8 protein-coding genes are annotated in these 11,308 nt (G+C 39.0%); all 8 read right to left on the bottom strand.

Going from position 1 to position 11,308, the window contains the following annotated elements; translation table 11 throughout:
* Nucleotides 1-83: 83 nt before the first annotated feature.
* Nucleotides 84-1,364, bottom strand: a complete 1,281-nt coding sequence (locus tag HUN01_RS29085) for a nucleotide sugar dehydrogenase (protein ID WP_181929078.1) — start codon at nt 1,362-1,364, stop codon at nt 84-86.
* Nucleotides 1,365-1,831: 467 nt separating this feature from the next.
* Nucleotides 1,832-2,956: a sensor histidine kinase gene (locus tag HUN01_RS29080; RefSeq protein ID WP_181929077.1), complete on the bottom strand. Its 1,125-nt coding sequence runs from the start codon at nt 2,954-2,956 to the stop codon at nt 1,832-1,834.
* A 42-nt stretch (nt 2,957-2,998) separates the two neighbouring features.
* Nucleotides 2,999-3,397, bottom strand: coding sequence for a hypothetical protein (locus HUN01_RS29075; protein WP_181929076.1), 399 nt, complete (start codon nt 3,395-3,397; stop codon nt 2,999-3,001).
* A complete protein-coding gene (locus HUN01_RS29070; RefSeq protein WP_181932859.1) occupies nt 3,398-3,895 on the bottom strand; it encodes a Rab family GTPase in 498 nt (165 codons plus the stop codon).
* Between the two features lie 17 nt (nt 3,896-3,912).
* Complete coding sequence (locus HUN01_RS29065; protein WP_181929075.1) at nt 3,913-5,697, bottom strand: OmpA family protein; 1,785 nt, start codon at nt 5,695-5,697, stop codon at nt 3,913-3,915.
* A 107-nt stretch (nt 5,698-5,804) separates the two neighbouring features.
* Complete coding sequence (locus HUN01_RS29060; protein WP_181929074.1) at nt 5,805-6,413, bottom strand: hypothetical protein; 609 nt, start codon at nt 6,411-6,413, stop codon at nt 5,805-5,807.
* Between the two features lie 494 nt (nt 6,414-6,907).
* Nucleotides 6,908-8,545, bottom strand: a complete 1,638-nt coding sequence (locus HUN01_RS29055; protein ID WP_181929073.1) for a DUF4091 domain-containing protein — start codon at nt 8,543-8,545, stop codon at nt 6,908-6,910.
* A 375-nt stretch (nt 8,546-8,920) separates the two neighbouring features.
* Nucleotides 8,921-10,870, bottom strand: a complete 1,950-nt coding sequence (asnB, locus tag HUN01_RS29050) for an asparagine synthase (glutamine-hydrolyzing) (RefSeq protein WP_181929072.1) — start codon at nt 10,868-10,870, stop codon at nt 8,921-8,923.
* Between the last annotated feature and the right edge of the window lie 438 nt (nt 10,871-11,308).

The following is an 11,308-nucleotide window of genomic DNA, read 5'->3' as shown; positions in this document are numbered from 1 at the left end:
CGACTAACGAACCCGAAGGGTAAGGACTTTAGTCCTGATAATCCTGAAGAAGTGATAAATCGCTCACTACGATGTCTACCTACTTATAAGCTCCAGTAATGAATATGAAGTGGTAGTGTAGTCTGACTAAAAATAGACTTGATATCCATTAGCACTCCACCTGGACGCAAACAGTTGAAAAGTTGTTCGCAAGGCATATCTAAGTAAGCCTGATGGCTGACTGCAAATATTACCCCATCTAAATCACATAAGTTATGCCAATCTACTAAATCAATCCCATATTCTTGGTATGCTTCATCAGGATCTACCAGAGGATCGTGTAAGAGTGGTTCAATACCGAATTGCTGCAATTCTGCCACCATATCTGGTATGCGACTATTGCGGATGTCGGGTACATTTTCTTTAAAGGTAAGACCAAGAATTCCTACCCGTGCTTCTTTAATCGACAGGTTAGCTTCAACTAAGAGTTTGATAAAACGCTGACCGAGGTAAGTACCCATACTGTCGTTAATCCGACGACCGGCTAGGATGACTTCGGGATGATACCCCAGTTCTTCTGCCTTGGTAGTTAGATAGTAGGGGTCAACCCCAATGCAGTGACCACCAACAAGTCCTGGGGTGAATGGCAAAAAGTTCCATTTGGTGTTTGCAGCTGCTAAAACATCATGGGTGCGGATACCGATGCGATCGCATATTAACGCCAGTTCGTTCATCAAAGCAATATTCAAGTCTCGCTGAGTATTCTCAATGACTTTGGCAGCCTCAGCGACTTTAATTGAAGAGGTGCGATAGACACCGGCATCAATAATGGCTGTATAGACATTTGCAACTCGTTCCAAAGTTTCGGCATCTTCCCCAGCTACCACTTTGACAATCTTTTCCAGAGTATGAGCTTTGTCACCGGGATTAATCCGTTCTGGAGAATAGCCCAGCTTGAAATCAACACCCATTTGTAAGCCTGATACTTTGGCCAAAGTTGCTCCGCAGATATCCTCTGTAACCCCAGGATAGACCGTCGATTCGTACACTACGATCGCACCAGGTTGTAGCACTTTTGCAACGAGTTCAGAGGCTTTAATCAGCAAGCTGAGGTCAGGATTATGGTTGCGGTCAACTGGGGTAGGTACGGCAATCACAAAAAAGTTTGTATCTACCAAGTCATAGATGTCTGAAGTGATGATGAGACTAGAATTTATTAACTCATCGGTAGAGATTTGACCCGTGCGATCGCAGCCTTGTTTTAAATTTTTAACTTTCTCTAAATTGATATCAAATCCAATAGTGTAGGGAAACTTTTTGGCAAACGCTAGGGCAACAGGTAGTCCAACGTAGCCAAGACCAATAACAGCAATGCGGTTGCTCATGTCTTAACGGGAGTATATTTTAAATATACGAAGTTTGACAATTGTCATTTATCAAAATGACAATTATTTGATAATTCAGATAAGTCTGGTTTGTTAACTTTGAAATTTGAGGATAGTTAATACAGTAATCCTCTTCTGCTTCAATTTTGTAGCACTTTTTTATTTGAGTAATGCCAATTTGGCGCAGCTTCTATAAATAAAAAGACATAACCGCATCTATTTAATTGTCCACCTGTAGTTCAAATCTCGTTTCCAGCCTCTGGCTGGAAATGCTACTCCTGGTGGCTCCGCCTCCCTTACTGGCGGCAGAGCCTTTAGGATGGCATTCCCAGTCGGAGACTGGGAACGAGATAACGAGGTAAGAGATGACTCTAAAAGCTTCTTTTAGACTGGCTTTTACCTTAAGTTGACACTAATGGCGAGACGCCTATCCCACAAGATTGGGTAATTTATTTCTTGGAAGTCCCTTACTTTGATGCTAATCTTGGCAAGCGGAACCAAAATCTAGAACCACCTTCAGGACGAGGTAAATAACCAATTATACCTCCCCAGCGTTCGAGTGTGATTCTACAAAAATAAAGACCTAAACCTGCTCTCCCTGATTTATCTTTACCTTGGGAGAACTTTTGAAATAAATTTTTTACCATTTCTGGTGGTACACCTAAACCCTGATCATCTACAGTAACTAAAACATATTCCCCATCTAATTCTAGACCAATAGTCACAGTAGAACCTGTTACGCTGTAACGATAAGCATTTTCTACTAGATTAGAAATCACTCTATCTAAACGAGATTGATCTCCAATAACTGTCCAGTCTATTGTCTTATCAATATTGGTGAAAAACTGTAATTGTATATGATTAAGAGCAAAACTAGGCTTTAAAAACTCAATTACCTCTTGGATAGAATTTAGTATATTGGGTGCTTCTTGAATAGCAATAGGAGAATTTTCTGGTAATAGTACTTCATTGGAAAAAGCGTCTAAAGTATCCTTAATTAGCATCTCTTGCTTGAGACATTGTTTGATACCAGTTTCTAAATACTCTTTTCCTTTAGGTGTTAAATTCTCAAATTCCAGGAGTGAAAAACAGCAATTTATAGCACTTAGCTCCACTGCTATATCATGTATAAGACAATGGATTAAAACATCTTTTTTTTGATTATCCTTGAGCAATTGCTGATAAATTAACTTATATTCTCTAGCTTTTTGTAGAATATACTGCTGTTCTTTATAAGAATCTTCTAAAGCCTCAATCAATAAAAATTTTCTCTTATCGACAAAAATTGCATAAGCTTTAAAATGATATTCTTGCCCAGTGGCATCTATTTCAGTCCATAAACCTGAACTCAGTTTTTTAACATTATTATTATTGTTAATCCAAAATTCTTCAGCATCAATTAAAAAATTCTTTAAAAAAGAAAACTCTTCCTGCGGTATTGATATATTTATCCCTGATGCTAATTCTTTACAAGGAAATTGATTGTACCAATCAGGTAAATTACCAATTATTTTAAATAACCCTTCATTAATTTGCTCTAACGCTAGAATATCTAAAGCAGTGAGCATATCATTTGTGATAGATGTATTCATTGGTTAAATCTGCTACGCTCAATTAATTTTGATTCTAGGTTACTAATTTAAATTTCTATTTAATTTTTCCTGTAATAGTCTGAAATCATTAGCTTTTTGTTGAATAGGAAAAAGGTAATTTCTATCACAGCTGCTATCTAACATCAATACCCAATCTACTTCCTTCGTTGGTAATATATGAACATCTATACAACTGCCATGCTCTGTTTGGACAAATGGTATAAATAGGGAGGCATTATTTAGAGGTAGTAGACCTTCCAGAAAAATAACTTGCTCTTTTGCATTTTCTCCTTTACGGAGATTAGTAATTCCATATTCTGCCAACTTCCCACCCCAACTTACAAGACTGCCATCTTTATTAACCAACAGATAGGCAAGAGAAGAATCTGCTACTACAAAATTTAGAATATAGGTAATTACAAAAACAGGAATATCTAGCATTTAGCAATCCAATATTTTTTTAGTAAGAGTTTGAAAGGCTTCTTCTACACCGATACCACTTTTAGCACTTGTTTTAATCACAGTCCAACCCTTTTGTATAACATCATCTATTTCAGCAGGTTCAATTTCCCATTCATCCGTTATATCCCATTTGTTCATGACTAAAATAAAGGGAACTTGCCCAATCGTATCTTCTACTTTTGTTTGTAAATCAAAAGCTTGTTCTAAAGTATTATGCCTTGTACCATCTACGACTAATAGATAACCAGCAGAACCTCGTAAATAAGACATTTGTAATTTTTGAAATTCGTCTTCTCCATAAATATCCCAAAGAATAAGATTTATTTTGTTGTCTTGAATATCTATAGTTTTTTTATCAATTTTTACACCCACTGTAGTATGGTATTTTTCTGAAAAAATACTGTGGACTAACCTCGCTACCAAACTAGTTTTACCTGTAGCAAATGCACCAATCATACAAATTTTTTTCTGGATAATCATAAATTGATCTAACTTTATTTAGAGGTATTAGCTATGAATACCTTAAAAGATACTCTCCGATTAACTTTTTTAGATTCTGTTATTACTTCTGGCTGTAAAGGAATGGTATAACTTACTCCTATGGCTTTAGATTGGTTTATATTAATTCCTTGAGATTTTAAATAAGATAGAATTTTATTAGCACGGGCTTGACTGAGCAGCTTATTTTGCCCTTCTGTTCCAGTGCTACTGGTATGTCCAATTATTTGAATATGTGCATTTTTCCCAAGATACTTAGCAATATCTAAACATTTGCGGATAGATATAAATAAATTAGGTAATTTGTTAGCTTCATCAGGCATCAACTCAGTTGTCCCTTCTGAAAAAAATAATATTTGTTGTTCTATTTGTTTTTTGTATGATTCTAATTGTCTCAGTTCTATTTCCACAAAATTTTTGTCTTGTAATTTGGTGATGCCAGGAATAAAATACCATAATTTGCGTGCTTCTAAAATCCATTTGCGAGGGGCATAACCAGTAATATTAAGAACACCGTTATTATCAACTTGTAGTGATACAGTTTGCGGTGGACTTAACAATTGTTCAACTCTTTTGGTAATGAATTGCGGCTCTAAAGAAAGATAAGGTTGCCACTGGCTATTTACCATTTTGGGATTAATATTTGTTTGTTGTATCAATGTATTGGGATCTACTGCTAAGGGATCGCGCATTCCCGAAATAAAGTATTTTCCAAAACCTTTCTGGGAATTGATTACAACAATTCCTGGTTGAGAGTTGAGTTTTTGGAGATAGGCTTGCCAACGTAGTTGCTCTCTAATTGTAAAAAAGCCCCAAATTCCGCAAGCGATCGCGATCGCACCCAAGAAAGCCCAGGCATAGGTATAATTTTGTTTAGCCGCAGATTTATACTGAACTACCAGACAAGCTTCTAAATAAGGTTTAGTTAGCTGAAATGCTTCTGTCTCCCCTGTAAAATTTTTAATTTCTCTACTGAGCTTCAGGTGAATTTTCTCTATTGCTTCTTGCAAAACTAACCTTAATTCTTGGGGAGGATTTCCCCTAATCATCGCTGCTATTAACGCTTGCGGCCCCTCTTCAATCCAAATCGTGAGTTCTCCAAAGCGTAAACTCTTTATCCCATCTCCTTTTTGAATACTGAACGAATCTTGGACAAAATCTTGAATAGCTGTCAACATAGCAGCTACTAAATCGGGATCTTGAACTGCTACCTGCGTTGTTACTAAATGTTGAAGCAATAATCCAGAGTTTTTATGAATCAGAAATATTTGTTCTACTCGATAAACTAACGTCCTTAACAGCACAATTTCTGCAAATGATTTTCCTGTGCGTTTCGCTTCTAGTCTCCACTTAAAGCTCTGTGGAGATAAGCTATGTTCCAGGGTTTGATTCATCGATTGCATCATTTCCTCAAGAGCCGTGGAAATCGCCTTGCGAGTGGCTGGCCCAATCACTGGAAATAATGCATCTGCAAGCACATTGTGGTCTTGTTTAACAGAAACTTCAATAGCGTCTTCCACAGTTGACACCATTACTTGTCCAAGTTGTTTATCTTGCTTTGACCGCAGGATAACAGCTTCAGGAAGCATCTGGCTAATATCTTCTGGTTGAATTTGAGGGTTTTCTAATCGCTCGTAAAATTTTTTAAGTTTAGTCGGCTCAATATCCAGAAGCAAACTGCGGAGTAGAGTTAGTTCATCGTTGACATTGGAGGTTTGGCTGTTGCTATTCAAAGCTTCAGAGGATGCTTTCGCTATTGGATTTGTCGAATAGTCACTCATTACCAAAATCTCCCAATTCACAATTGATCTGAAGTAGCATTTTGTTGCAAACAGGAGAGACACGTTGATGGGTCAACAATCAACATTTTTGCCTTTAAACTTTTAGCTTAAGATTTGTTCTCTGCATTCAAGCGGATAGCTAACTCTGTAAACATGGCGGCAAGATTGGAGCGATCAGTTTTGTCCCTACGAAGTTCTTGAGCTTCCCGTTCTAATAAAGCTAGGATTTCCTGAGATTTTTGCTGGATATCATCTTGTAAGCTTTTAGATTGGTTGAGAATCTGCTCACGCAACTCGCGTTGACTATTAGTAGTTTGTTGATCAAATTGAGTAATCTTGTTTTCCAAAGATGTAATTATATTTTTACTTTCTTCAGCAACAGCTTTCACCTGACCATCACGTTCTCCTTGCTCATTTTTTAGCCGTTCTGTTAAAGAATCCACTTCTTGTTTGATATAATTTTCTAAGGCATCTAGACGTTTTCTTGTTTCATCTCGGACATTGCCCAATTCTTTAATTAGACGTTCTTCTAAGCGGACAAATCTTTTTTCAGTATCTCGCGTTTGATGACCAAAAAGAATTTCTCTAACTTTATCTAAGTTGCTATTTTCGCTAATATAATTACTGCTCAAATGCTGCTTATTTATTTCTGAATTAGATCCCCATTTTTCTACTTCCAAGGAATTATTATGGCTGTACTCTTCCGGCGGGTTCATATTTTGAATTCCTGCTAAAACTAAAAGTTGGTTGGGCTGTTAGTCGTGATACCATATCCAGAGCCTAGATACTAGTGGATATTAAAGTATCATTAAATACAAAAATATTGTATCTACTTAGATAAGTAATAAAACATCTAAATTTCAGTGATTAGAACCATAAGTAGTGGTTTTTATCAGTATTCTATTTTAGATGAAAAAGCGAACTGACATATACAATGCTGAAACTAGTAGTTTGTCAATAAATCATTGATGGATAAATTTCCTGTAGAGACGGCGATTTATCGCGTCTCTCTAACCGTCAAAATGAATTTGACAGACCACTAGCACGGCGGAAATAAACCACCCATTCCCAATCAACAAAACCCTTACGCTGTCTTCATTTTTAATTTTTAATTTTTAATTCCGCCTTGCGGTACTAGTAGTACCTGCTACGCAGCGAAAAAGCCACTTATACTTAGGTGGCTTTTTGATCAATCTTAATTTCAAGATGCTTATTGAGAAGAGAGTTTCTCTATTTCCTCACCCAACTGTCGCCGGACTGATTCCAGCAGATTGGTATCCCGCGTCCAGTTTTTCCAGTCCATACCGGCACGCCGAGCTAATTTAAGCCCCCACTTGTGGCGATTGCTATTTTTGAGGATTTCGAGATATTCGTAATCTTCTACCCCTTCCCTGAGCCACTTGAGTCTCATGGAAGGGACAACTCCTGTCAAACCTACCTGTTTACCAGGATAAAACAACATTCCTTCACCAGGATAATAGTCTTTCTCTTGGGAATAAGTTTGAATGTCGTTCCACGGATCTTTTGTCCATAGGTCAACTCGCCAGTATAAAATTCCTGTTAGTCCCAGGCTTTGGCTAATGAAGCCTGGGTGAATTCTGTAGTTTATCGGTTCAAAATCTATCTGCCATTTAGGCGAGTAGCCATCCTGTACCAAAGCGTTGTAAGACCAAACTTTGTCTCCTTTTTGCAGAACCTCAGATATTTGTTTTGGAGCTTCATCATAAGATTCTGGCAATACTACCCAGATGTCTACAGCAGAACGTCCAGTTCCAGAACCATCATCATAAAGCGCTGGTGTAGGAGTCATGGCTAAGGCTGTTGCGATTCCAGCTTGGTGAAAATTTCGCGCCCATTGCTTTACTGGTTTAATCAGATTTGGACAATTATCAATTTCATCAGCATATCTAGTATAGAGAAATAGACTAGATTCATGTTTAGCAGCAGTAGTTTTTATTTTCTTAAGAGAAGGGGCTGGAGACATTTTGCAAGTACTAACATTAGCCCCGCTCCAAAAAGGAAGACTTCGAGAACGGAGTCCCCATTGCTCCATTAATTCTGGTTCATCTGCTGGATCAAAATGCGCGTCAGGCATTAACTTATGTTTGAGAAGTTCTACCATGTCGCTTTTATCTTTATGTTCATAAAAGGTGAACTCAGAATTAAGCGAAGGTTTTATCGGCAACTCAAAATTCCAAACTTTTAGGTGGATTTTACCTGTAACGTTTCCTTGGTCACTGCTAACAGTATAAGTGCCATTATATTCACCAGCTTGAGTGTCGCGGGGTACAAATATATCTACCCAAATTGGTTGGTTATTCCTAGCTTTAAGATTAAATGGAACTGCATCTAATTCAGCATCTTTAATATCTGCTTGGTTTTCAGGATTCAGAAATGGAATTAGCCCATCTGCATACCATCCAGTACCTAAAGGGGGATTGCTACTGCCTTTTTTGTTAGGGCTGGAATGAGTAACTTTAACGTAATGTTCTCGGTAGAGCGTAATATTATTATTGGGAATTACTTGATTGTTTGGGCCAGATAAGTTTGAGACTGAAACATTAACGTTTGTCAGTCCACTATTTGGTGCGCGGATTCCGATTTGAAAGGGTTCATATTCCCCACGGGCAGCATATAAATCAATGCGGGTTTTAGTTTTTGGTAGGTCTTCTCGTTTTATCCTTTCTAAATTTGAAGTTACCCAGACAAAGGGATGATTAGTTAAGGATGAGTTGTTTGCTAATAGCCCGATGCTTGAACAAGCAAATAAAGTAAATACTGTTCCTAGCATCAGGATGATAAGTTTCAATCGGTTAAGAAATCTTGTTTTTTTGTTAAATAGAGACATTTAAATTTCTCCTTACTCTTGTCATTTTTTAATACAAAATTTTCATGAGAAGACGCGATAAATCGCCGTCTCTACAAGGATCAATCTTTCGTCTTGACGGCGATTTATCGCGTCTCCTGTTTAACCGAACTGTATTGTGACAGCCCCTACCAATTAGCTTTAATTACGCCGACTTACTTAACCCGGATTTCTCACCACACCTCTTAAAGCCTGCGCTTGTGCAGGGGAGAAGTAATAAGTAATGAGCAATGAGTAAAATTTCTTACTTCTTACTTCTTACTTCTTACTTCTTACTTCTTACTTCTTACTTCTTACTCATTACTCATTACTTCTCCTCTACTCCATCAAACGCCTTAAGCTTGTGAGAAATGCGGGTTAATGGTTTTCTTCTAACCACGCCTGAAACATCAACACATCCCACAAATAATTTTGCCAGTCTTGCTCAGATGAAAGATGTTCTGCCCATTTTTGGCGAATCGGCTGCGGATTCAAAAATCCTTGTTGCTGTAGCCGATTTTCATCTAGTAGGTTTTCAGCCCAGTCTCGTAAAGGAACGCGCAACCAACTATCAATCGGCATCCCAAACCCCATTTTGGGGCGCTCAATCAAGTTTTGAGGTACATATTTATACAAAATCTGACGCAATAGCCATTTACCCTGACCATTACGGATTTTCAGAGACAATGGTATGCGCCAAGCTAATTCCACTACGCGGTGATCTAAAAATGGTATTCGACTTTCTAAACTCACCGCCATGCTGGCTCGATCAACCTTGACTAGGATATCGTCTGGGAGATAATTCACTGTGTCTAGGTACATCATCTGGTGAATGAAGTCGGGTAACTGCGATAATTGTTGGCGATCGCAATAGTTCATCAAAGGCTTTAAACTATCTACTACTAATCCTTCTCGCTCCTTCCAATGAGAAATCATTTCTGTGTACAAAGCTTGGGCATCAGAAACCGCCAAAATTCCCGCAATCCAGTGCAATTTATCCCCAGGAGTAGGTTGCTTGAGTTTAGTTGGTAGTAAGTCTTGAAAGTTAGCCAAAGCGCAATTCCAAGTTTGAGGCGATAAGCTAGACAGGGTACATGCAGCAGTCTGGCGCAAGGTTGGAGGTATCCAGCCAATCTTTTGCCAAGTGTTGTTACCCCAAAAATAGCGTGTGTATCCCGCAAAGAGTTCATCGCCACCATCCCCAGAAAGGCTAACTGTTACGTCCTGTTTCGCAAGCTGGGATATTAAGAAAGTCGGAATTTGGGAACTGTCAGCGAAGGGTTCATCATAAAGTGTCGGTAGCTTTGGGATAACAGCGAGTGCATCCTTTGGGGTTACATAAAGTTCTGTATGGTCTGTACCTAAATGCTGTGCTACTGCTTTGGCATAATGTGCTTCATTGTAGCTATCTTCATCAAAACCGATGGTAAATGTTTTCACCGCTTGGTTACTTTGAGCTTGCATTAAGGCTACTACTGTGGAGGAATCAATCCCTCCTGAAAGAAAAGCTCCTAGTGGCACATCTGCAACCATCCGTAGTCCGACCGCATCTTGTAATAACGCCTCCATCTGTGCAACAGCTTCCATTTCCGACCCGGTGAAGGGTTCATGAACACTCAACTCAGCAGCTTTAATTGCAGACCAGTAGGGCACTGGATTGGGATGAGTATCCACGCCGTTCCAAGTGAGGATGGTTCCCGGTGGTAACTTATAGATGCCTTCGTAGATTGAATAGGGTGCAGGAACGTAGTTATTTCGGAGATAAATTGTTAAAGCATCACGGTTGATTTTTGCTTGGAAAGCGGGATGAACTTTCAAAGCTTTTAACTCGGAACCAAATAGAAAGGTTTGGCCCATCCAACCATAATAGAGAGGTTTTTCACCCAAGCGATCGCGCCCTAAATGCAAAATTCGCTCTTGACGATCCCACAAGGCAAAGGCAAACATCCCATTAAAGCGCCCAATTGCCTCATGTAACCCCCACTGACTAAAGCTAGCTAGCATCACCTCAGTATCAGAACGTCCCCTAAAATGATGGTCTAGTGATTCAAGTTGACGCTTTAACTCCAAAAAGTTATAAATTTCGCCATTAAACACAATTACATACCGACCGTTCGCAGATATCATCGGCTGATGTCCTTCAGGCGAAAGGTCTACAATCGCCAGTCGTCGATGCCCCAAAGCCATACCTATCTCTGCATCAACCCAACTCCCGCCATTATCTGGCCCTCGATGTAAGAGTGTGTCTGACATCTGCTGAACTATGTAGCACAGTTCATCAGAGTTGACTTGTCTAGAAATATTCCAAAAACCAGCAATGCCACACATGGAATTTTAGCCTTCCAATTGAGTTTTTTTGTAAGAATTCAGGATCTCTTGGGTGCTGAATTCTTAGAGGTTTGTCACTTTAGGCACTTTTAGATCCCCCCTAACCCTCTATGGTGTACACACACGTTATCGAATCACTACCAGTCCTCGAATTACCCCACCCTAACCCTCCCCTTGCAAAGGGGCTACGGTGTATACACAAGTCCTAAAAACCTAGCTTGATAAGACTTTCCTCGTTCCTAGTCTCTGACTGGGAATGCATTCATTGAGTCTCTGACTCAATGCCAGATTGGAGGCAGAGCCTTAACGAGGAGCATTCCCATGCAGAGCATGGGAACGAGATAAACGAGAGAACAATGAAAAATCAAGTTTTTTTTTGACTTGTGTATACACCGTAGTTGCAAAGGGGAGGGAACTAGATTTCTTTTTCCCCCCTTT

This window comes from Nostoc edaphicum CCNP1411, assembly GCF_014023275.1.
GTDB classification, from domain to species: Bacteria; Cyanobacteriota; Cyanobacteriia; order Cyanobacteriales; family Nostocaceae; genus Nostoc; species Nostoc edaphicum_A.
This window is presented reverse-complemented; position numbering and strand designations above follow the sequence as displayed.

Excerpts from the sequence above, each read along its gene's own strand:
- HUN01_RS29085 (WP_181929078.1), bottom strand. The coding sequence starts at position 1,364 with ATGAGCAACCGCATTGCTGTTATTGGTCTTGGCTACGTTGGACTACCT.
- HUN01_RS29080 (WP_181929077.1), bottom strand. The coding sequence starts at position 2,956 with ATGAATACATCTATCACAAATGATATGCTCACTGCTTTAGATATTCTA.
- HUN01_RS29075 (WP_181929076.1), bottom strand. The coding sequence starts at position 3,397 with ATGCTAGATATTCCTGTTTTTGTAATTACCTATATTCTAAATTTTGTA.
- HUN01_RS29065 (WP_181929075.1), bottom strand. The coding sequence starts at position 5,697 with ATGAGTGACTATTCGACAAATCCAATAGCGAAAGCATCCTCTGAAGCT.
- HUN01_RS29060 (WP_181929074.1), bottom strand. The coding sequence starts at position 6,413 with ATGAACCCGCCGGAAGAGTACAGCCATAATAATTCCTTGGAAGTAGAA.
- HUN01_RS29055 (WP_181929073.1), bottom strand. The coding sequence starts at position 8,545 with ATGTCTCTATTTAACAAAAAAACAAGATTTCTTAACCGATTGAAACTT.
- asnB (WP_181929072.1), bottom strand. The coding sequence starts at position 10,870 with ATGTGTGGCATTGCTGGTTTTTGGAATATTTCTAGACAAGTCAACTCT.